The sequence below is a fragment of the Streptomyces sp. NPDC101776 genome, from assembly GCF_044766845.1.
Taxonomy (GTDB): domain Bacteria; phylum Actinomycetota; class Actinomycetes; order Streptomycetales; family Streptomycetaceae; genus Streptomyces.
Window position 1 is genome coordinate 280,909 of record NZ_JBIWMV010000011.1, and the last position, 21,318, is coordinate 302,226.

Genomic DNA, 21,318 nt, shown 5'->3' on the forward strand with positions numbered 1-21,318 from the left:
TGAAGTGGTTCGATGTCTTCGATATCAGCTTGTGCGGTGCTCTAGATATCCCAGCCCCGGCAGGAACTCACGCGCCCCGAACGCCGGCCTCAGGTCGGTGAACCAGGTCGCGCTCTCGTCGTAGGCCGCGAAGAACGGCCGGTCCACGAGGGCCGGATCGCGGGCCTGGATCAGATGCAGCACGAAGACCTTCTCGCCGGCCACCTCCGCGATGCCGTCCACACACACCTTGCCGGGCATCGCCGACATCACCGGGCCGCGGACCGTGCGGGCGAGGCCGGAGACACGGGCGTAGGCGTCGCGGAAGATCTGGTGGCCGCGGGCCAGCGGGACGCCGAAGTAGCCCTGGGGGCCGGTGTCGCGCTCGACGAACTGGTAGTACGGCACCGCGCCCAGCGTGGTCGTCTCGTCCCAGAGTTCGGCCCAGGCCTCGGCGCTGTCGTTGATACCGGCCACCAGCGGGCCCTGGCAGCGGATCCCGGCGCCCGTGCCCCGCACCCGGCGCATCGCCTCCCGTACGACCGGCGGGCGCAGTTCCTGCGGGTGGGTGAAGTGGGCCATCAACGCGAGGTGACGGCCGCTCGCCACCACCTTCTCGAAGAGGCGCAGCAGGTCGTCGGCGTCCCGGTCGCTCGTGAAGCGGTACGGCCAGAAGGCGAGGGACTTGGTGCCGATACGGATCGAGCGGACCGTGTCGATCTCCAGGAGGGGGTCGACGTACCGGCGAAGGACCTCCGTGCTCATCACCAGCGGATCGCCGCCCGTGATGAGTGTGCTGGTGACCTCGGGGTGGGCCCGGAGATAGGCGGTGGTCGTGGTGATGTCGTCGGTGGCGATGCGGAGTTCGGACTCGCCGACGAACTGGGGCCAGCGGAAGCAGTAGGTGCAGTAGGCGTGGCAGGTCTGGCCCTGGCGCGGGAAGATCAGCAGCGTCTCGGGGTACTTGTGCTGGAGGCCGGCGAGGCGCTCCCCCTCGTGCACGGGCACGTTGGCGTCGAGCTGGCCCGAGGGGTGCGGGTTGAGCCGCATCCGGATCTCGTGGGCCGCGCGCAGGACTTCGGCCTTGGGCGCCTCCTGGGAGAGGAGGTCCGCCATCTGCTTGAGGTCGGGCTCGGGCAGCATCCCGGCCTGGGGAAAGGTCAGCCGGAAGACCGGATCGTCCGGTACCGCCGACCAGTCGATCAACTCGTCGACGACATACGTGTTCGTACGGAACGGCAGGACCGTGGAGACGGCCCGCAGGGCGAGCCGTTCACCGGCCGACAGGGACACGCGTTGCAGCAGGCCGTCCAGGTCGCGGGGCGTCAGAGCGCGGAATCTGGGGCTGGTGCGTGGAGCGGGGTGGAGCGCCGAACTCATATGTGCCAGGGCCTCTATTCCGTGACCAGGACCGCCGGCCGCAATTCGACGAATGCGGTCGCCGACGCATCGTACTTCTCCGCGAACTGCTGTCTCAGCAGCTGATGCAGGTCGCTCTCGTCGTCCACGACGATCAGTTCGTGGGCACCCGGCACGGTCAAGTTCTCGCTGTACGCGGAGAGTTGGTCGAGGCGGTGGCGTGCCATGTAGGAGACGAGGTCGTGCCCGGCGACATAGGGGCTGTCGTCGACGTAGACGAAGCGGCAGGTGAACTCCCGGCGGCCGTCGGTCGCGTCGACGAGGGTGACCGGCAGATGGGTGAACCGGTCCATCGGCTTGCTCTGCTGCCACAGTTCGTCGAAGCGCTGCTCGACGAAGGCGCCGAGCGGGGAGCGGACGGCGACTTCCAGTTGGACGCCCTCGCCGGAGAGGCGGCCGACGGTGAGGAAGGAGACCAGGGAGCGTTCGTCCCAGCGGTAGAGGGTCACGCCCGGGGAGGTCGAGCAGAGCCGGACTTCGAGGAACTGGCGTGCGGAGTCGTCGAGTCGGCGCGCGAACTGGCCGAGCGTGCGCAGGTTGCGCAGGATGTCGCGGCGGATGTCGGCGCCCTGCTCGCCCAGTTCACGGCCGCGCAGGATCACGGCGAGGGAGTCGGGGTCCAGGAGCAGGATCTGCACCCGGGCGCCGTGCGCGGTCGCTGATCTGATGCCGCGGAAGAGGCGCTCGGAGTACTGGGGGCCGAACAGGTTGGAGAAGGTGTCGAGCACCTTCACGTTCGATGTCGAGCCGTAGACCTGGGCGCTGAACCACTCGTAGTCGAGCCGGGTGTGTTCGCGGACCCGGCCCTCCTGGGCGCGGGAGATCAGCGGGCCGATCACGAAGACGGTGATGACGACGCCGACGATGTCGGTGCCCAGGTTGAGGGCGAGGTTCTCGCCGTAGTTGTCCATGCGCTTGGCGAACCACAGCAACAGGCCGGCGCACACGGCGAGCAGGAGGAGCACGGTGAGGCTCTGCGGTCGGCGCGGGGTGCGTAACGTGCGCAGCAGCCAGCGCAGTCGCGGTATCGGCCCACCACTCACCCGCGTCCCCTCCCCCGTGCCCCTGATGCCCTGATTCCATGGTCTGCGGAATCAGTGGATACCCGCACGGGGGAGGCGATACGCGTCGAACGGATCACCGGCCGTCGGCCGGGAGTCCGGTTCAGCCCAGCCGGTGCATCCAGCCGTGCTTGTCGACGGAGTCGCCGCGCTGGATGTCGAGCAGGGCCGCGCGGAGCTTCAGCGTGACCTCGCCGGGCTCGCCGCCCGACTGCGTCCATTCGGCACCGGTGCGCTTGACCGTGCCGACCGGGGTGATGACGGCCGCGGTGCCGCAGGCGAAGACCTCCCTCAGGGTGCCGTTCTCCGCGTCGCGCTGCCACTGGTCGATGGAGATCCGGCCCTCCTGCGGCTCGTGGCCGAGGTCGCGGGCGAGGGTCAGGAGGGAGTCGCGGGTGACGCCCTCCAGGATCGAGCCCGTCAGGGTCGGGGTGACAATCCGGTCGCCGTACACGAAGTACAGGTTCATGCCGCCGAGTTCCTCGACCCACTTGCGCTCGACCGCGTCGAGGTAGCAGACCTGGGCGCAGCCCTGCTCGGCGGCCTCGGCCTGGGCGAGGAGGGAGGCGGCGTAGTTGCCGCCGGTCTTGGCGTCGCCCATGCCGCCGGGGACGGCGCGGACGTGGTCCTCGGAGACCCAGATGGAGACGGGCTTCACACCGCCGGGGAAGTAGGCGCCGGCCGGGGAGGCGATGACCAGGAAGAGGTACTCGCCTGCGGGCTTCACGCCCAGGCCGACCTCGGTCGCGATCATGAACGGGCGCAGGTACAGGGACTCCTCGCCGCCGTGCGCCGGGACCCAGTCGCGGTCCTGCTGGACGAGCACGTCACAGGCCTCGATGAACGTCTCGACCGGCAGCTCGGGCATGCCGAGGCGGCGGGCGGAGGTCTGGAAGCGGCGGGCGTTCTTCTCGGGGCGGAAGGTGGCCACCGAGCCGTCGGCCTGGCGGTACGCCTTGAGGCCCTCGAAGATCTCCTGGGCGTAGTGCAGGGTCATGTTCGCGGGGTCGAGGGAGAGCGGGCCGTACGGCACGAGCTGGCCGTCGTGCCAGCCGCGGCCCTCGGTCCACTTGATCGTCACCATGTGATCGGTGAAGTGGCGGCCGAACCCGGGGTTCGCCAGAATCGCGTCGCGCTCGGCGGCGGAAAGTGGCGAGGCCGAGGGCTTGAGCTCGATCGTGGGCGTCGTCATCAGTCGTTGTCCTTCACCGGTTGTGTGTGACGGGCCGCGCTCACGCCCTCGACTGCCAGTGGCCAGTGTTAGGACGTCCGAGCATTCCCTCATTCCGCGGCTCCGCGTTCGATTATCGCGCGTGGTGGACCGTGGACGAAAACGGCGTGAATGCGACCCAGGGATGATGGTGGCACCCGGCGGGGACGTAAGAAAAGCCGCCGGGTGCGGTTGCGACCCGGCGGCTTCGAAATACTGCGTGAGTTTTTCGAGTGTGCGCGGGGTCAGCCGGCTACTCGTACGGCGAGCGCGTCGCCGATCTCGGTGGTGCTGCGCGCGGGCTTGCCGGTGCGCTCCGCGAGGTCGGCGGAGACGGCCTCCTCGATGCGGACGGCCTCGGACTCGTAGCCGAGGTGACGCAGCAGGAGGGCGACGGACAGGACCGTGGCGGTGGGGTCGGCCTTGCCCTGGCCGGCGATGTCCGGGGCCGAGCCGTGCACGGGCTCGAACATCGAGGGGAACTCGCCGGACGGGTTGATGTTCCCGCTCGCGGCGACGCCGATGCCGCCGGAGACGGCCGCGGCGAGGTCGGTGATGATGTCGCCGAAGAGGTTGTCGGTGACGATCACGTCGAAGCGGGCCGGGTCGGTGACGAGGTAGATCGTCGCCGCGTCCACGTGGATGTAGTCGGTGGTGACCTCGGGGAACTCCGCCGCGACCTTGTTGAACACGTTCGTCCACAGGTGGCCCGCGAAGGTCAGCACGTTGTTCTTGTGGACCAGCGTGAGCTTCTTTCGGGGGCGGGCTTGGGCGCGGGCGAAGGCGTCACGGACGACCCGCTCGACACCGAACGCGGTGTTGACGGAGACCTCGGTGGCGACCTCGTGCTCGGTGCCCTTGCGGATCGTGCCGCCGTTGCCGGTGTACGGGCCCTCGGTGCCCTCGCGGACCACGACGAAGTCGATCTCCGGCTCGCCGGCGAGCGGGGTCGCCACACCCGGGAGCAGCTTGCTCGGCCGCAGGTTCACATGGTGGTCGAAGGCGAAGCGGAGCTTCAGCAGGAAGCCGCGCTCCAGCACCCCGGAGGGGACGCTCGGGTCACCGATGGCACCCAGCAGGATCGCGTCGTGCGGCTTCAGCGCGGCGAGGTCGTCCTCGGTGAGGGTCTCACCGGTGGCGTGGTAGCGCCGGGCGCCGAAGTCGAACTCCTTGGTCTCCAGCTTCACGTCCTGCGGAAGGACGGCGGAGAGGACTTTGAGACCTTCGGCCACGACTTCCTGACCGATGCCGTCACCGGGGATCACTGCGAGATCGATGCTGCGAGACATGCCCGACACCGTACTCCGCGTCCCATGGGATGACACCGGGTGTCCATGATGCGGACGGCTCCCGGACGTCGGTGTCAGCCATTCGACCTGTGTTCACCCCTACGCTGGGACGCCGTTGGAATTCTGGGGGAGCTTCATCGACATGACTGTGCTCATCGGGGGGACACCCCCCGAACCCCCCGTACCCGACGTCGGCATCCCGGAGCACCTCGCGGTCCGGATGAGCATGGCCGAGCAGTACGAGTACCTGCGCACGAAGCTGACCCGGCGCCGCACGCTGGTGACGGCGGGCGCCGTGGCGGCGGGCGGGTTGCTGGCGGGGTGCGCCGGCAAGAGCGGCACCACCGACAGCAAGGCCACGCTCCCCTCCCCCGCCACGTCGAAGGTGCCCGGCGCCGTCGTCACCCCCTTCGGCCGCCATCTCGCCTTCGGCGCCGACCCGAAGACCGAGCTGCGGGTCTCCTGGCAGGTGCCGTTCGCGGTCAAGAAGCCGTACGTGCGCGTGGGTTCGAAGCCCGACGACCTCGGCCGCAGGATCACCGCCGAGGTGCGCGCCCTGCACACCCCCGGCCTGACCGGCGTCCGCCCGGCGGTGGAGCAGTACTACGTCCACGCGGCCCTGGACGGCCTCCGCCCCGGCACGACGTACTACTACGGCGTCGGCCACGAGGGCTTCGACCCGGCCGCCCCGGCCCACCGCTCGACGATCGGCTCGTTCCGTACGGCGCCGGCGAGCCCGGAGAAGTTCGTGTTCACGGCCTTCGGCGACCAGGGCGTGAGCAACGCGGCAGCGGCGAACGACCATGTGATCCTGCGCGAGAACCCCGCCTTCCACCTCCACGCCGGTGACATCTGCTACGCGGACACCAACGGGCAGGGCAAGAAGACGGACGGCTACGACCCGACGTACTGGGACCTGTTCCTCAAGCAGAACGAGGGCGTCTCCCGGACCGTCCCGTGGATGGTGACGACCGGCAACCACGACATGGAGGCCTGGTACTCCCCCGACGGCTACGGCGGCCAGCTCGCCCGCTGGTCCCTCCCGGAGAACGGCTTCGACCCGTCGCACGCGCCGGGCGTGTACTCCTTCGTCTACGGCAACGTCGGCGTCGTGGCGCTGGACGCGAACGACGTGTCGTACGAGATCACCGCCAACCTCGGTTACACGGGCGGAAAGCAGACCAAGTGGCTGGACCGCAGGCTGCGCGAGCTGCGGGCGGCCAAGGGGGTCGACTTCCTCGTGGTCTTCTTCCACCACTGCGCCTACTCGACCTCCGCGCACGCCTCGGACGGCGGGGTGCGGAGCGAGTGGCTGCCGGTGTTCGCGAAGCACCAGGTGGACCTGGTGATCAACGGGCACAACCACGTCTACGAGCGGACCGACGCGATCAGGAACGGCGCGGTCGGCAGGGCCGTACCCATCGGCGCGTCCACCGATCCGACGAAGGACGGGATCGTCTACGTCACGGCGGGCGGCGGCGGCCGTGATCTCTACGGGTTCCCGGCGGGCGTCAAGGAGAGCTACGAGGGGCACGTCACGCGGCACGGGACGGTCGACACCATGCAGTGGGCGAAGGGCCAGCACAGCCAGGCGGAGACGGTGGAGTGGTCGCGGGTGCGCTACCGGGGCTTCTCCCTCCTCTCGGTGGAGGCGGAGAGCGGCAGCACGCCGAGGCTCAGGGTGTCGGCGCTGGACCAGAACGGCAAGCGCATCGACCACTTCGAGGTGCGGCGCGGTCGGTGAGACCGCGCCGCACCCCGGCGGGCGCGGCTCCCGGCGAGTGGTGACTGTTGCCAGTCAGGTGGCTCAGTGGCCGGTCTCGCCGCCGTTGTCCCGGCGGTCGAGGGCGCGCTGGAGGGCGGCGGCGGCGTTCTTGCGCTCGGACTCGCTCGTGCGGGGCACGTGGCGGACGCGGCGGACGGTCGTCTCGGCCATGGAGAATCGACTCCTTCGATAATTCCTGGGAGTGCGGAAGGGGGTTACGAGACGCCGGAGGGGGCGGGGAGCAACGGACCACAGGGGTTGCCTGCATGCTGTCCGGCTCACGACCGCCATTCGCTTGGTCTAGCGAGACGTTCGGCTCCTACAAAGCTAGGACAGGACCGCGCATCTGTCTCCACAATTACTCGGACTTCCTACTATCTGAGACGGTGAAACGAGTCACAGGCACCTGACCTGCGGTTTCTGTTTACCGGCTGTCAGAGCACATCCCCGTCACGCCAGTCGAAGAGAAGATCGCTGCCGAGGTCGAGGGGCCCGGCGAGCGCGGGACGGACATACGTGCTGTCCTCCTCCTCGGGGAGATGGACGATGCCGTCCGGCCCGAGCGCGGAGATCCTGCCGCCCCACAGCCGCCAGCCGCGCGCGGTGTAGAGGCGGGCCCCGTCGTCGCTGGCACCGAGCAGCCCGACGTCGTAGGCGTGATCGACGACCCGCTCCAGCTCGGCCATGACGAGCCCCCCGTACCCCTGGCGCCGGGCGTCGGGCCGCACGCCCACCCCCTCGACGTACCCGACCCGCAGCCAGCGCCCCCGGTACCGCACCCGGCGCATGACCACCGACCCGTGCGCGACGAGTCCGTCCTCGTCGGCGAGCAGGGCGTGCACGCCGCCGAGGCCGTGCTCGAAGTCCTGGTCGGTGAGGTCACCGGCGAAGGCGGCGTCCAGCAGCGCGCGGGCGGCGCGGAGGTCGGCCGGGGTGAGGTCGGCCGTGTGGGCGGTGCGCATACGGATGGTCACGGGGTCAGTATCGGAGACGGGGGCTCACGGCGTGGCCGTCATCGCCGCAGAGCTGTCATGACCACATCGCCGTCATGCGTCCACCGCCGTGATCACCGCGTCGCGAAATCCGTGCGGGTCCTCGACCCACGGCAGATGCCCGGCGTCCGCCAGGGTCACCCGGCGCACCCGGGGCAGCGCCCGCGCGAGCGAGTCGACGGCCGACCGGGGCCGGATGTCCCGCTCCCCGTCCACGATGACCACCGGCAGATCGAGGGCCTGGCAGGCGGCGTACAGGGCGGGGCTGCCGGCGGACTGCTTCGCTTCGGCGTTCAAGGCCTTGTTGCAGGGGGAGTTGACGGCGAACCAGGGCTCGGCCATCGACTCCGCGTGCTCGACGGCGCGCTCCCGGTCGACGAACTCGACGGACCACTGGAGCACCGCCCGTTCACGGCTCTCGCCGGGCAACTCCCGCCAGCGGGCGAGCCGTTGGGGGTCCTCGCCGAGGCGCGCGAGAAGGTTCTCCTCGTAGGCGCCGTGCCAGTCGGTGTGCGGCCCGATGCCGGTCCCGCTGACGTAGACGAGGGCGGCGACCCGGTCCGGGTGGGCGAGGGCGTAGCTCAGGGCGAGCGACGCGCCCCAGGAGTGGCCGAGCAGCACGATCCGCTCCAGCGCGAAGTGCCGTCGTACGGCGTCGAGATCGGCCACGAACCGGTCGGTGGTCCACGGGCCCGCGCACGGTTCGGACCGGCCGCCCCCGCGCTGGTCCCAACGGACCACCGTGGCGCGGGAGTCGAGCATCCCGGCCACGCCCTCGAACATGTCCCACAGCCCGGGCCCGCCGTGGCACAGCATCAGGGGTGTGCTGCCGGGTGTGCCACGGCCGGACCGGGAGGCCCACAGCCGTACTCCGTCGTCCGCCGTAACCGCCGTGTTTTCCCTACGGGTTGGGGTCATGACGGGGAGTCTGCCCGCTGCGGGCTCCCGGTGTATCCGGTCTGTCCCGTCAGCCCATGTGCGGGTATGTGTAGTCCGTCGGCGCGACCAGGGTCTCCTTGATGGCGCGGGTCAGGGTCCAGCGGGTCAGGTTCTGCGGGGCGCCGGCCTTGTCGTTGGTGCCGGAGGAGCGGCCGCCGCCGAAGGGCTGTTGGCCCACGACCGCGCCGGTGGACTTGTCGTTGATGTAGAAGTTGCCGGCCGCGTAGCGGAGCTTCTCCATCGTGTACACCGCCGCCGCGCGGTCGCCCGCGATCACGGAACCCGTGAGTGCGTAGTCGGATACCGACTCCATCTGGGTCAGCATCTCGTCGTAGGCGTCGTCCTCGTAGACGTGGACCGCGAGGAACGGGCCGAAGTACTCGGTGGTGAACACCTCGTTGGCCGGGTCGCTGCACTCGACGACCGTCGGGCGGACGAACCAGCCGACCGAGTCGTCGTACGAACCGCCCGCGACGATCGTGCAGTTGGGGTCCGCCTTGGCGCGGTCGATGGCCGCCTTGTTCTTGGCGAAGGCGCGCTCGTCGATGACCGCGCCGATGAAGTTGGAGAGGTCGGTGACGTCGCCCATGGTCAAGTACTCGACCTCGGCGGCGAATTCCTCCTTGAAACCGGAGTTCCAGATCGACGCCGGGACGTACGCCCGGGAGCTCGCGGAGCACTTCTGGCCCTGGTACTCGAAGGAGCCCCGGGTCAGCGCCGTCTTCAACACGGCGCGGTCCGCGCTCGGGTGGGCGACGACGAAGTCCTTGCCGCCGGTCTCGCCGACGAGACGCGGGTAGGTGCGGTACTTCTCGATGTTGGCGCCGACCGTCTTCCACAGGTACTGGAAGGTCTTGGTGGACCCGGTGAAGTGGATCGCCGCGAGGTCGCGGTGCTCCAGGGCGACCTTCGACACCTCGATGCCGTCGCCGGTGACGAGGTTGATGACGCCCTTGGGGAGACCCGCCTCCTCCAGCAACTGCATGAGGAGGACGGCCGAGTGGGTCTGGGTCGGGCTCGGCTTCCACACCACGACGTTGCCCATCAGCGCGGGCGCCGTCGGCAAGTTGCCCGCGATCGCCGTGAAGTTGAACGGCGTGATCGCGTAGACGAAGCCTTCGAGCGGGCGGTGGTCGAGGCGGTTCCAGACGCCCGGGGAGTTCGCCGGGGGCTGCTCGGCGAGCAGGTCGCGGGCGTACTTGACGTTGAAGCGCCAGAAGTCGACGAGCTCGCAGGGACAGTCGATCTCGGCCTGCTGGGCGGTCTTGGACTGACCGAGCATGGTGGACGCCGCGAGGGTCTCGCGCCAGGGGCCGGAAAGGAGTTCGGCGGCGCGCAGGATGATCGCGGCGCGGTCGTCGAAGGACATCGCGCGCCAGGCGGGCGCGGCGGCGAGGGCCGCGTCGATCGCGTCCTGGGCGTCGTCCTGGGTGGCGTTGGCGTAAGTACCCAGCCGCGCCTTGTGGTTGTGCGGCTGCACGACGTCGAAGCGCTCGCCGCCGCCCAGCCTCCGCTCGCCACCGATGGTCATCGGCAGGTCGATCGGGTTCTCGGCCAGCTCCTTGAGCTTGACCTCAAGACGGGCACGCTCGGGAGAGCCGGGCGCGTAGCCGTGCACCGGCTCGTTGACGGGGGTGGGGACCTGGGTCACAGCGTCCATGGGATCCGTAACTCCTTGTACGTGAGCGGGTGTTGGGGTCAATGCCTGGTCGGCCTCGGTCAGCCCTTGGTGAGGGTGGATCGTGCGAAGAAGAGGAGGTTGGCCGGCTTCTCCGCGAGGCGCCGCATGAAGTAGCCGTACCAGTCGGTGCCGTAGGCCGTGTAGACCCGCATCCGATGTCCCTCGGCGGCGAGCCGCAGATGCTCCTCGCTCCTGATCCCGTACAGCATCTGGAACTCGTACTCGTCCAGCTTGCGTCCGGCGCGCCGGGCGAGTTCCTGTGCGATGGAGATGAGGCGCGGGTCGTGGGAGCCGACCATCGGGTAGCCGGAACCCTCCATCAGGATCCGCAGAATGCGGACGTACGCCTTGTCGATCTCGTGTTTCTGCTGGTACGCGACCTCGGCGGGCTCCTTGTACGCACCCTTCACGAGCCGCACGCGGCTGCCGGCCTCGGCGAGGCGGCGGGCGTCGGACTCGGTGCGGAAGAGGTAGGCCTGGATGACACAGCCGGTCTGCGGGAAGTCCTTCCGCAGTTCCTCGTGGATCGCGAACATCGAGTCGAGGGTGGTGTGGTCCTCGGCGTCGAGCGTGACGGTCGTACCGATGGCGGCGGCGGCCTCGACGACCGGCCGGACGTTCGCGAGGGCCAGCTCGTGACCGCCCTCCAGCGCCTGCCCGAACATGGAGAGCTTGATGGACATCTCGGCCCGGGTGCCCAGTTCGAGGTCCTTGAGGCGGTCGACGAGGGTCAGATAGGCGTCGCGGGCGGCGGCGGCCTGTTCCGGGGTGGTGATGTCCTCGCCGACGACGTCCATCGTCAGCTCAAGACCCTTGTCCGTGAGGTCACGGACGATCGGCACGATCTCGTCCACGGTCTCACCGGGGATGAAGCGGTCGACGACCTGCTTGGTCACCGGCGCCGCCGAGATCAGCCGACGCATCTGATCGCTGCGCGAGGCGGCGAGAATCACGGGACCCAGCACGGGGCACCTCCACAGAACCAGCAGACAGGACCACCGTGAAACCTAGGGATCTCTCCGATCGTCGACCATCGACAGCTGTCACGCATCCGTGCCACAGATCTCAGACAGATGTATGAAGGCGACCGGGATTCGGCGCGGGAATGCGGGAGAATGCCCGGGTGACCACCGATTCCACCGGCGACTACCAGGAGCTGGTCGACGAGATCTCGGAGCTCCTCGGCGCCCCGGCGACCCTGGAGAACCGCGACTTCGAGCTGATCGCCTTCGGGGCCTACGACGGTGAGGGCGACCTGGACCCGTCCGCGCTGGACCCGGTCCGCACCCGCTCGATCCTGACCCGGCGCTCCACGGCCGCGATCCGCACGTGGTTCGAGGGCTTCGGCATCACGCGGGCGACCGGTCCGGTCCGCATCCCGCCGACCCCCGAGGCGGGGGTCTATCGCGGCCGTATCTGCCTCCCCGTACGCCATCGGGGTGTGGTCCTCGGCTACGTCTGGCTCCTGGACGACGACGATCCCGGCCCCGGCGAGGCGCGGCTCGCGGCGGCGATGCAGGTCACAGCCCGGATCGGCGCACTCCTCGCGGACGAGGCCCAGGCGGGCGCCGACCTCACCCGTGAGTTGCGGGCGGTCCTCACGGCCGAGCGCGGCTGGCAACGGGACATGGCGGTGGCGGCGTTGCGTACGGCGCTGGGCGCGCGCGGCGACGGCCCGCACACGGTGGTCTGCGTGGCCCCCTGGCCGTCGACCGCCGACCCGGACGACACCCCGTCGGCCCGCACGGTCCCGCACGCGACCGCCCTGTGCACGGTGCCGTGGGGCACGACCGGCCAGCAGAGCCTGGCGGTACTGGTACGGCTGCGGACGACGGATGTACGGACACCGGCTGCGAGTGCGGCGGCGCGGGTGCTGGGGGATCTTCGGGGGGCCGAGGCGAGCGCGGCGGCGCAGGCGCAGAGGAATGTGCGGGGGCCGGCCGCGAGCGCGACGGCGCCGGTACAGAAGAATGCGCAGGGGGCAGGGGCCGGCTCGGCGACACAGGCGCCCAAGAACGCGCAGGGGCCGGAGGCCGGCACGGCAGCACTGGCGCCGACGGATGGGCGGGTGCCGGGGGCGGGCACCGAATCGCGGGGGGTGACCGGTGGACGGGCCGCGGGGGCGAGTGCCCCTTCACGACAGCCGACCGACAGCCGCGTCACGGGAGCGAGTGCCCCTTCACGACAGCCGACCGACGGACGGGTTGCAGAGGCGAGCCACACTCCACCGCAGCCCACCGACAGCCGGACCACGGCGGCAAGCGGCACCCCTCGGCAGCCGGCCGACGGACAGGCCACCGTGGCAAGCACCACCCACCGGCCTTCCACCACCGCACGCACCCCCGCCACGCACACCACCACCCCACGACCGCCGCGCGAGACCGCCCCCGTCGCCGGTATCGGCGCCCCCCGGACAGGTCTCGCCGAGCTCGGTGCCGCGTGGCAGGAGGCCACGGCCGCGTGTCGGGCGGGGCTGGTGGAGCCGCGGTTCGGGGCGGTGGTCGAGTGGGCGGAGATCGGGCCGTACCGGCTGTTGGCCGCTCTGCCGCCGGAGGCCGTGCAGGATCCGGTCGTGGCGCCGCTGCTCGCCCCCGCGCACCACGAACTCGCCCGTACCGCCGAGGTGTACCTCGACCGTGCGGGCCAAGCGGGGCGTACCGCGGCCGAGTTGGGGATCCACCGGCAGACGTTGTACTACCGGCTGTCCCGGGTCGAGCAGTTGACGGGGCTGGATCTGGACGACGGCGAGGACCGGCTGCTGCTGCACATGACGCTGAAGAGTCACCGCCTGTGACGACCGCGCCCTGCACGGGGCGGGCGGGTCACGAAGGGATGACCTCAACTACGCAGCGCCACGGGCCGGATGCGTATTTGAACCACTCACCCTGTCCGAAAAAGGGGATCTTGTGCCACGCTGATCACACGCCCAACAGGCAGCGTGAGCGGGGGAGTCGGTAGTCACGCGAGTACTGAAGCGTGCCGTGGTCCGGCTGCTGCCGGTCCCGGCGGCTCCCTTGCGCACGCGCATGCGCCACACCACGTCCGACGGGGGCCGTGGCGGCGCGACGACGGGCTCAGGGGGAAATTTTGACGATCAGGGTAGTGGCCGCCGTCGACTTCGGAACACACGGGTCCGGTTTCGCCTGGTGTCCCGTCGACTCGGTCAACGACCAGGCCGACCGCAAGATCTACTACTTCGACCAGTGGCAGGACCAGCCGGTCGTGTACCCGAAGAACCTCACCGCCGTGCTCCTGGACGGCCAGGACAAGGTGATCGACTGGGGGTACTCCGCGCGCCGCGCGCTGTCGAACGCCGGGATGCGCTCGGGCGCCGGGGACCTCCGGCTGGTCCAGGGTTTCAAGATGTGGCTGCGCGCCGGTGACGCGCCGGAGAACGGACACCTCAACGGCACACCCGCCCAGGCCCTCCCGCTGATCGCGGCCTATCTGCGGCGGCTGCGGGACGTGGCCGTCCAGCACATCACCGACGGCGGGTACCGCGAGGACGAGATCCGCTGGTGCCTCACGGTCCCCGCGATGTGGACGGAATACCAGCGCAACGCCATGCGCAAGGCCGCCGAACGCGCCGGGTTCCCGGCCACACCGGACCGGCTGCTGCTGATCACCGAGCCGGAGGCGGCCGCCATCCACGCCTTCGCCCGGACCCCGGCCGGCGCGGCCGAGCTGCCGATCATGGTGGTGGACTGCGGCGGCGGCACCGTCGACATCGCCGCCTACCGCCCCGAACCCGGCGGCAGACTCGCCCAGTTGGGGCACACGGCGGGCGGCGACCTCGGATCGTCGTACATCAACGAGCGGTTTCTGACCGGGGTGGTGAAGCCGCGGTTCGGAGCCGAACTCCTCGACCACATCGAGCAGCACGCGCCGGACGCGTTGCAGGAGATGCTGGACGCCTTCGAGGGCGCGAAACGGCAGCACGACATCGGCCGGGACACTCCCCTGTCGATCACCATCCCGGGGAAGATCTACCAACTGCTGCACAGCCGCGGGGGTTTGCAGCGGCTGGCGCGGATGCAGGGCGGCCAGGACTTCCACGTCCTCGTGGACTCCGCCGACGCGGACCGCCTGTTCGACGGAGTGGTCCGGCCGCTCACCCACCTCGTCTCCGAGCGCATCGTCGACATGCGCAAGCTGCTGGGCGACCGCAAGGCGGGCATCCGGATCGTCCTGGTCGGCGGCTTCGCCCAATCGCCGTATCTGCGCAGCCAGTTGACGGCCTTCCTGCAGAAGCGGTACGGCTCCGCCGTGGAGTTGCTCATCCCGCCGGACCCGGCGCGGGCGGTGCTGGCCGGGGCGGTCCACTACACGTACCGGCCGGACGTGGTCTCCTCCCGCACGATGGAACACACCTACGGCATCAGTTGCAGCCTGGCCTTCGAGGACAACGTGGACCCCGTGCGGCTGCGGTTCGTGGACGATCGCGGGATCTTCCGGTGCCGGGACCGGTACCTGGTGTTCGTCCGCAACGGCGACTCCGTGGGCATCGACCGGACCGTCACCAACGATCTGGTCCCGAATCGCAACGACGAAGCCCAGATCCGGTACGACCTGCTGGCGACCACCGAGAAGGACCCCCGCTACTCCACCGGCCGGGACGTGCGGGTCCTCGGCACGGTCGCCATCGACCTGGGCAGTGCCATGAAGTTGCCGATCGACGACCGGAAGGTCGAGATCTCCATGTGCTTCGGCGGTACGGAGATCCAGGTGACGTCCCGCAACGTCCACACCGGCCACACCCTGAGGACGGCCCTGTCCTTCAACCCCGACACCGGTTCGTGAGGCGGCGCGATGACATACCAGGCACAACAGCCCGACGGGGAGCAGCCGCACGATGTCGCGGCTGCGATGGCCCAGTACCTCGGGGACATCGGCGCCGGATTCACCAAGTACGCGAAGCAGTTGCACCGGTTGTCGCAGCAACGGCAGGAGGACATCGGCCAGTTGCGCACGGACTTCGCCAGTGCGCTGCAGGCTCAGGACGCGCAGCTCAACAACCTGCTGCTGCTCCACAACCAGCTCCGGGAGGAACTGAGCGGCGCGGCCGAGGAGCGGCACCACACCCTGGCGGCCGACTTCAAGGATCTGGTGCAGCTCACGGTGGTGCCCACCTGTATGACGGTCGCGTCGTACTGCCCGAGCCTGCATGAGACCGACATGCAGAAGCGGCGCATGACCCTCGTCCGGCGGCTGTGCCGACTGCTGTTCGGCGCGCTGCCGGCCATGTACAGCGAGGTGCGCGAGCTGTTCAGGTCCTACGCCGCGGGCGCCGGTCCCGACGCGGAGAAGCACGTCGCGTCGCTCGCGGAACCCCTGTGCGCGCAGGTGAACGCCCTGCGCGCCGCGATCGCGGACACGGGTACGGCCTTCCGCTGGGACTTCGAGGTGGCGCCCGGCAGTGCCTACGCGCCGGACAGGTACCAGTTGTGGCAGTCCGCCTCCGACCAGGCCCCGATCCGGCACGTCGTCATCCCGGCCTATGTCGTGCCCGGCAGGCCGCCGTACGTGCGGGCGACGGTCTTCACCGTCCTCGCCGCGCAGTTCGGCTCCCCAGTCCAACACCCCTGAACCCCGGGAGACACCATGCCCGCGAAGGCCATTCTGCTGCCGTTCTACGTGGTCATCGACACCTCGCTGTCGATGTCCGGCGAGCCGATCGACGCCGTCAACGACATCATTCCGACCCTGTGCGACCTGCTGCGGGAGAACCCCACCCTGCGCGACAAGATCCGCTTCAGTCTGGTCGAGTTCTCCTCCCGGGCCGATCTGCGCGTGCCGCTCAGCGATCTGCGCGATGTGCAGAAGCCGCCGCTGCTGACCGCCGACGGGGCGACCTCGTACGCCGCCGCCTTCCGCCTCGTAGGCGAACTGATCGAGACGGACACCGAGCAACTGCGGGCCGACGACTTCTCGTTCCACCGGCCGGCCATCTTCTTCATCACCGACGGGGAGCCGACCGACGCCGACGACGTGTGGCACCGGGAGTTCGACACGCTGGTGACCGGCACGAACTTTCCGAACGTCGTCCCGTTCGGGGTCGGCGAGACCAATCCGACGACGCTGGCCGAACTGGTCCACCCCAAGGACCGATTCCATGCCTACACGGTGGCGGAGGGGCACACCGCCGCGGACGCCATCAAAGACACCACCCAGGTGCTGATCCAGAGCGTCCTGGCCTCGGCCAAGGGCACCGAGGAGGGCGCGGACGGGTTCGTCCTCGACCCCGGATTCCAGACCGAGGCGGTGATCCCCGTCCCCATGGACGAGGAGATCCCCTGGAAGGACTGAGGGGGCCCCGGATGACCGCGGAGAGCATCGACGGCGTAGAGGGCGTAGAGGGCGTAGAAGATGTCGAGGACGCAGAGGACGCAGAGGGCGTGGACGGCAGCGATGAAGTCGGCGAGGTCGGTGGCGCCGGCGTCGGTGCCGAGGAGTTCGCCGCCTGCGGCTTCCGGATCGGGGACCCCGGTTCGCACGAGGAGGTGCTGCCCCGGCTCGCCGTCCCGGCCGAGCCGCACGCCGGGTACGGGAACTTCCCGGTGCCCGCCTGCCCCGGCTGGCGCAAGCCGGACACCGTGTTCGACGGGGCCCGGCACGGACCGCTGACCGTACGGGCCGCCAGCACGCGCGGCGACGGTCACCGGCACGTCGGCACTCCGCGGCAGGACGACTACTGCCTCTACGGCACCGACGACTGGCTCGTCGCGGCGGTCGCCGACGGGGTGTCCCAGGGCGCGTTGTCGCATCTCGCGGCGGAGGCGGCGGCCGAGACCGGCTGCCTCGCCCTCGCGACCCAACTGCGGGCGGGTGTCGCACCCGAGCGGCTGGACTGCGAGTCCGTGCTGCGCGACAGCGCCAAGGCGGTGGTCCGCGCGGTCCATCACTCCCTCGCCCGGGAGACCGGCGAGACCGGCGTGCTGTCGCTGGGCGCGGTGGCGCAGTTGGCCTCGGCGGCCGTGGTCTACGCGGTGGTGCCGGTCGCCGCCGGGCCCGAGACCGGACCCGAGGCTGGCCGGGAGGCACTGCTGTTGTGGGTGGGCGATGTCACCGCGTGGACGCTGAGCGACGCGAAGGGCTGGCTGCCGCTGACCGAACTCAAGGCGGACGGCGGCACGAAGGTCGTCACCGGCACCACGGCCGCGCTGCCGCTGCTGGGCCGCGAGTCCTGGCACCGGGCGACGTTCACGCTGGCGGCGGACGAGGCGGTGGTGCTGATGACGGACGGGGTCGGCGACGCCCTGGGCGACGGCAGCGGCGAGGTGGGCGCCGCGCTGCGCTCGGTCTGGCGACGGCCGCCGGAGCCGCACGCGTTCGCCGCGCAGGTGGACTATCAGCGCTCCACGTTCACCGACGACCGTACCGTCGTGGGGATCTGGTCCTCATGACGGTGTCCAGCCGCGACCATCTGGTCCTGACCAGGGACAAGATCGGCACCATGGAGGCGCTCGACCGGGGTGGTCAGGCCATGGTGTACGCCGTCCCGGATCTCGAACTCCCGGACTGCCCCGGCCCGTTGGTCTACAAGGAGTACCACCACTCCCTGCCGGACGGCTTCGCCGAACCCATGCTGGCCGTCGTGGCCCTGCGCGAACGCCTCACGCCGAATCAGCGGCAGATCCTCGACGGCCGGACCATGTGGCCCGTCCGTCTGGTCCGGGACGACTCCAGAGCCTGCGGCATCCTGATGCGCCGCATCCCCGACCGCTTCTTCCACCCCTTCAGGCGGTTCAACGGCGAGATCGTGCGCCGCCCGCGCGACGTCCAGCACCTGATGGCCACCCTGGAGGACAACCAGGGCGCCGGCATCGTCCCGGCCCGGCTCGGCCAGCGCGGCGCACTCTGCCGCGAACTGGCCGTCGTACTCGGCCTGTTGCACGGCATCGGCGTGGTGTACGGCGACCTCAACCAGCGCAACGTCCTCTACTGGGCCGATCCCGGGGGCGGTTGCGGCCTGGTCGTCGTCGACTGCGACGCCGTCCGCGTGACCGGCAGTGTCTCCCCGCTCCCCCAACTCCACGGCGCCGACTGGGCACAACCGGAGGGCGGCACGGTCCAGAGCAAGGCCTCCGACCGCTACAAGTACGGCCTCTACGTCCTGCGCACCCTGGTCGGCCGGGACATGGGCAGCGTCAGCCGCGACCCCATGGACCTCCAGGGCACCCTGAACCCGACCGGCCTCCACCTCCTGCGCCGCGCCCTGTCGGACCAGCCGACCGCCCGCCCACCGATGCACGAGTGGTACCGGTACTGGAACTCGGTACTGCCCTAGAGACCGAGACCGAGACCGAGCCCGAGACCCAGGCCGAGGGCATCGCCGGGCGGATGATCCACACCGCGTCAGCGATCCATCACGTCATCGGTGTCCCGGCACCGGCCCGCTGAGCATTCAAGTCGGCTGATCCGTCGGGGACTTCAGCACTGCGCCAGGCCGGGTGCCGGGTCCTGGCCGGTGGAGACGTCGACCGCGGGGACGTTGCCCCAGGCGCCGTTGTCGAGCTGGGTCCAGTACCAGATGTCATTGCCGCCCGGGTGCGGGTCGCCGTGGCCCCAGCACTGGAACCAGCTGAAGGTGCCGTTCAGTTGGCCGCGGGTGGCCGAGCGGTAGGAGCGGTCCGCGTAGCCCTTCGCGCCGGCCCTGTTGCCGCAGTGCAGCCGGGCGTCGGAACGCACACCGCACTCGGCCCTCGCGGCCTGCACGGCTTTCACCGGGGTGGCACTCGCCGGCGACTGCGCCGAGGCCATCCCCAGCGCCAGCGCGCCCGCCATGGCCAACACGGTGATCTTCTTACGTACGTTCACTGCCTGCTCCTCGCTCCGACCGGTGCCCGCTTGCACCGCGATCGCACCGTGATCATGGAGGAGGCGAGGAACCACCCGCAGCGGCCATACGGGTGAACGGCGGTGAAGCCGCTCGTGTGGGTGACGGAGCGGGAAGTCGATCAGCAGGTCCGCCCGACGTAGTAGGCGCCCTGGATCTTCCGGGCGGAACCGAGCCAGGTCGTGCCGTGCTTGACGCACAGCTCATGGTCGCGGGCCAGGGCGACCTTGACCTTGATGACGACACGCGAGTCGTCGGTGGTGCAGTGTCGGTAGTAGGCGTCGGTACTGGTCTTGTAGAAGCCGCACGGTCCGGCGGACGCGGGACCGGCGACTGCCACCGTCCCGAGAGAGGTGAGCACGAGCGCAGCGGCACCGAGGGCGCTGGTCACGACACGACGAACTCGCAAAGGAACTCCTTGATCGGCGATCAGTCGGATACCGGCCCCACCATCGCCGCGTCGACGGACGCGATCGGTGGAACGCCGAGCCGTTCACCCGGAGAATCGATTTGCCGCGTCGCCGATCGAGTGACGTTCGCCCGTACCCTGCGCCGTGTGCGCAGCGATCAGCCAGAGCACCCCACCCCCGTCATCGATGTCCGGGGAACAGCCCGCTGAGCCGGGGAATGCGCCGCTTGGCCTGCTCGTCGTCGCTCGCGTCCCACCGCTCACCGGCCGGGTCCGCCGACTCGGGATCCTCACCGCCGCGCGCCTCGACGACCTCGTAGAAGTCTTCCTCCGTCCTGCCCGTCACCTGGACGAACGCCTGCCCGGCCACATAGTCCAACTCCTCCCAGACAAGCCACTCCTCCTCGTCCCAGTCCGACTGGTGCCGGCCCACGAGCCGCCGTACGTCCGGGAGTTCGGCCAGGGCGTCAGGATCGCGGGCCACGCGCTCGAACGCCTCCCGGCCCAACCCGACCAGCCAGAGCCGGAAGTAGAAGAAGCTGTCGTCGGAGTTCCAGCCCATGATCCGGTCCGCCGCGGCCCACAAATCCCAGGTGTTCGTGGGAGTCAGCGCACGGTCCAGACATATCTGGAACCCCACGGTCTCCGGCTCGGGCCCGCGCGCCAGTTCGCCACACAACCAGGCCACCCGCTCGTCCGGGTCGGGCGTCCGCGTGCGGCAGTTCTCGATCAGGGTCCAGAAGGTGTCGTCGTCCACGTCCCCACTGTGACAGGGGGGACTGACATCGCGGGGACCACCCGACCCCGGTCCAGTGCGCCGGAATTGGAGCTGCCCGCCGATCCGGCAGAACTCTACTGTCGACGACATGACGACCGGCCCGACCCCCGACTGCCCCAACCCCGCCACGCCCAACTCCCCCACACCCCAAGCCACTTCACGCACACACCCACACCCCCCGCTCCTGACCCGCCCCCTCCTCCTCCGTTTCGTCAGCATGGTCGGCGCCAGTCTCAGTTTCTTCCTGCTGCTCTCGGTCGTACCGGCGTACGCGGCCGAGCGGGGCGGTGGCGGCACCGGCACCGGCACCACGGTCCGCCGAACACCCCGCGGCTCACTCCAACTTGCCCACACCGTCCAGCACTTGCCGCAACCCCTCCGTGAGCTGCTCCGCATCCGGCGCGCTCGTCGGGTCGAAGTTCCACTGGGCGATGAGGCCCGTGATCATCGTCATGTAGAAGGCGCCGAGGGAGTCCGCGGTCTCGTCCGTGATGTCCGTCTCGGGGACGCTCGTCATCAACGCGACCATGCCCCGGCCGCCTTCGCGCTGGGCCCGGGCCAACTGGTCGCGTACGTCGGGCAGTTTGTCGCCCATGGTCATGATCTCCATGCCGAGCCCCCACATGGAACCCGGCCGGCTCATGGTGGCGACGATGTTCGAGAACACCGCCCGAAACCGCTCCAGCGACCCGGGCTCACCCCCCAACTCCGTACCCTCGTCGCCCTCGAAGGCATCGGACGCCTGCTCCACGAGCGCGAGGTACGCCTGTGCGAGCAGCGCGTCCTTCGAGCCGTAGTGATAGCCGATGGACGCGAGGTTGGTCCCCGACTCCTTGACGATGTCGCGCGCCGTCGTGCGCGCGAACCCCTTCTCCAGCAGGCAGCGCTTCGCGCCTTCGAGCAGATCCTCACGGTGTCCCATGCGCGCCACCCTACCGCCGATCCATACAACCGTCCTAG

The 21,318-nt window shown here is 69.9% G+C and carries 20 protein-coding genes; 7 read left to right on the forward strand and 13 right to left on the reverse strand.

Annotated features, from left to right (window positions below):
- Positions 1 to 24 precede the first annotated feature (24 nt).
- The 4 genes from ACIRRY_RS30980 to ACIRRY_RS30995 all read right to left on the reverse strand — a co-directional run bounded on the left by ACIRRY_RS30980 (position 25) and on the right by ACIRRY_RS30995 (position 4,958).
- Positions 25 to 1,359 (reverse strand): KamA family radical SAM protein, encoded by a 1,335-nt coding sequence (locus ACIRRY_RS30980; protein ID WP_403978945.1) that lies wholly within the window; start codon positions 1,357 to 1,359, stop codon positions 25 to 27.
- Between the two features lie 14 nt (positions 1,360 to 1,373).
- Complete coding sequence (locus ACIRRY_RS30985; protein WP_403978947.1) at positions 1,374 to 2,441, reverse strand: hypothetical protein; 1,068 nt, start codon at positions 2,439 to 2,441, stop codon at positions 1,374 to 1,376.
- A gap of 121 nt (positions 2,442 to 2,562) precedes the next feature.
- Positions 2,563 to 3,651, reverse strand: a complete 1,089-nt coding sequence (locus ACIRRY_RS30990; RefSeq protein ID WP_403978949.1) for a branched-chain amino acid aminotransferase — start codon at positions 3,649 to 3,651, stop codon at positions 2,563 to 2,565.
- Positions 3,652 to 3,914: 263 nt separating this feature from the next.
- Positions 3,915 to 4,958, reverse strand: coding sequence for a 3-isopropylmalate dehydrogenase (locus ACIRRY_RS30995; protein WP_403978952.1), 1,044 nt, complete (start codon positions 4,956 to 4,958; stop codon positions 3,915 to 3,917).
- Positions 4,959 to 5,100: 142 nt separating this feature from the next.
- Here ACIRRY_RS30995 and ACIRRY_RS31000 point away from each other — a divergent pair, with 142 nt between their 5' ends.
- Positions 5,101 to 6,702, forward strand: coding sequence for a purple acid phosphatase family protein (locus tag ACIRRY_RS31000; protein ID WP_403978954.1), 1,602 nt, complete (start codon positions 5,101 to 5,103; stop codon positions 6,700 to 6,702).
- 63 nt (positions 6,703 to 6,765) lie between these two features.
- On the opposite strand, the gene ACIRRY_RS31005 is transcribed toward ACIRRY_RS31000, so the two are convergent.
- The 5 genes from ACIRRY_RS31005 to ACIRRY_RS31025 form a co-directional block, all read right to left on the reverse strand.
- Positions 6,766 to 6,894, reverse strand: a complete 129-nt coding sequence (locus tag ACIRRY_RS31005) for a hypothetical protein (RefSeq protein ID WP_403978956.1) — start codon at positions 6,892 to 6,894, stop codon at positions 6,766 to 6,768.
- Between the two features lie 263 nt (positions 6,895 to 7,157).
- Complete coding sequence (locus ACIRRY_RS31010) at positions 7,158 to 7,697, reverse strand: GNAT family N-acetyltransferase (RefSeq protein WP_403978959.1); 540 nt, start codon at positions 7,695 to 7,697, stop codon at positions 7,158 to 7,160.
- Positions 7,698 to 7,769: 72 nt separating this feature from the next.
- On the reverse strand, positions 7,770 to 8,633 hold the full coding sequence (locus tag ACIRRY_RS31015; protein ID WP_403978961.1) for an alpha/beta fold hydrolase: 864 nt from the start codon (positions 8,631 to 8,633) through the stop codon (positions 7,770 to 7,772).
- A 49-nt stretch (positions 8,634 to 8,682) separates the two neighbouring features.
- Positions 8,683 to 10,314, reverse strand: a complete 1,632-nt coding sequence (pruA, locus tag ACIRRY_RS31020) for an L-glutamate gamma-semialdehyde dehydrogenase (RefSeq protein WP_403978963.1) — start codon at positions 10,312 to 10,314, stop codon at positions 8,683 to 8,685.
- A gap of 59 nt (positions 10,315 to 10,373) precedes the next feature.
- The gene (locus ACIRRY_RS31025; protein ID WP_403978966.1) at positions 10,374 to 11,300 is read right to left on the reverse strand and encodes a proline dehydrogenase family protein; all 927 of its coding nucleotides are present in this window, start codon (positions 11,298 to 11,300) and stop codon (positions 10,374 to 10,376) included.
- A gap of 140 nt (positions 11,301 to 11,440) precedes the next feature.
- Here ACIRRY_RS31025 and ACIRRY_RS31030 point away from each other — a divergent pair, with 140 nt between their 5' ends.
- The 6 genes from ACIRRY_RS31030 (at position 11,441) to ACIRRY_RS31055 (ending at position 18,622) form a co-directional block, all read left to right on the forward strand.
- Positions 11,441 to 13,129 carry a helix-turn-helix domain-containing protein gene (locus tag ACIRRY_RS31030; RefSeq protein WP_403978969.1) on the forward strand — a complete coding sequence of 563 codons (1,689 nt, stop codon included), beginning with the start codon at positions 11,441 to 11,443 and terminating at the stop codon, positions 13,127 to 13,129.
- A gap of 293 nt (positions 13,130 to 13,422) precedes the next feature.
- Complete coding sequence (locus tag ACIRRY_RS31035) at positions 13,423 to 15,135, forward strand: Hsp70 family protein (protein WP_403978972.1); 1,713 nt, start codon at positions 13,423 to 13,425, stop codon at positions 15,133 to 15,135.
- Between the two features lie 9 nt (positions 15,136 to 15,144).
- Positions 15,145 to 15,921: a hypothetical protein gene (locus ACIRRY_RS31040; protein ID WP_403978975.1), complete on the forward strand. Its 777-nt coding sequence runs from the start codon at positions 15,145 to 15,147 to the stop codon at positions 15,919 to 15,921.
- A 15-nt stretch (positions 15,922 to 15,936) separates the two neighbouring features.
- Entirely contained in the window at positions 15,937 to 16,641 is a 705-nt protein-coding gene (locus ACIRRY_RS31045) for a VWA domain-containing protein (RefSeq protein WP_403978978.1), read from the forward strand.
- 11 nt (positions 16,642 to 16,652) lie between these two features.
- On the forward strand, positions 16,653 to 17,738 hold the full coding sequence (locus ACIRRY_RS31050) for a protein phosphatase 2C domain-containing protein (protein WP_403978981.1): 1,086 nt from the start codon (positions 16,653 to 16,655) through the stop codon (positions 17,736 to 17,738).
- On the forward strand, positions 17,735 to 18,622 hold the full coding sequence (locus tag ACIRRY_RS31055; RefSeq protein WP_403978984.1) for a hypothetical protein: 888 nt from the start codon (positions 17,735 to 17,737) through the stop codon (positions 18,620 to 18,622). Before ACIRRY_RS31050 ends, ACIRRY_RS31055 begins: the two co-directional genes overlap by 4 nt.
- Before the next feature lie 143 nt (positions 18,623 to 18,765).
- On the opposite strand, the gene ACIRRY_RS31060 is transcribed toward ACIRRY_RS31055, so the two are convergent.
- The 4 genes from ACIRRY_RS31060 to ACIRRY_RS31075 form a co-directional block, all read right to left on the reverse strand.
- A complete protein-coding gene (locus ACIRRY_RS31060; protein WP_403978987.1) occupies positions 18,766 to 19,152 on the reverse strand; it encodes a hypothetical protein in 387 nt (128 codons plus the stop codon).
- A 140-nt stretch (positions 19,153 to 19,292) separates the two neighbouring features.
- Complete coding sequence (locus ACIRRY_RS31065; protein ID WP_403978990.1) at positions 19,293 to 19,580, reverse strand: DUF6355 family natural product biosynthesis protein; 288 nt, start codon at positions 19,578 to 19,580, stop codon at positions 19,293 to 19,295.
- A 181-nt stretch (positions 19,581 to 19,761) separates the two neighbouring features.
- Positions 19,762 to 20,337: a DUF4240 domain-containing protein gene (locus tag ACIRRY_RS31070; RefSeq protein WP_403978993.1), complete on the reverse strand. Its 576-nt coding sequence runs from the start codon at positions 20,335 to 20,337 to the stop codon at positions 19,762 to 19,764.
- A 355-nt stretch (positions 20,338 to 20,692) separates the two neighbouring features.
- On the reverse strand, positions 20,693 to 21,280 hold the full coding sequence (locus ACIRRY_RS31075) for a TetR/AcrR family transcriptional regulator (protein ID WP_403978996.1): 588 nt from the start codon (positions 21,278 to 21,280) through the stop codon (positions 20,693 to 20,695).
- Between the last annotated feature and the right edge of the window lie 38 nt (positions 21,281 to 21,318).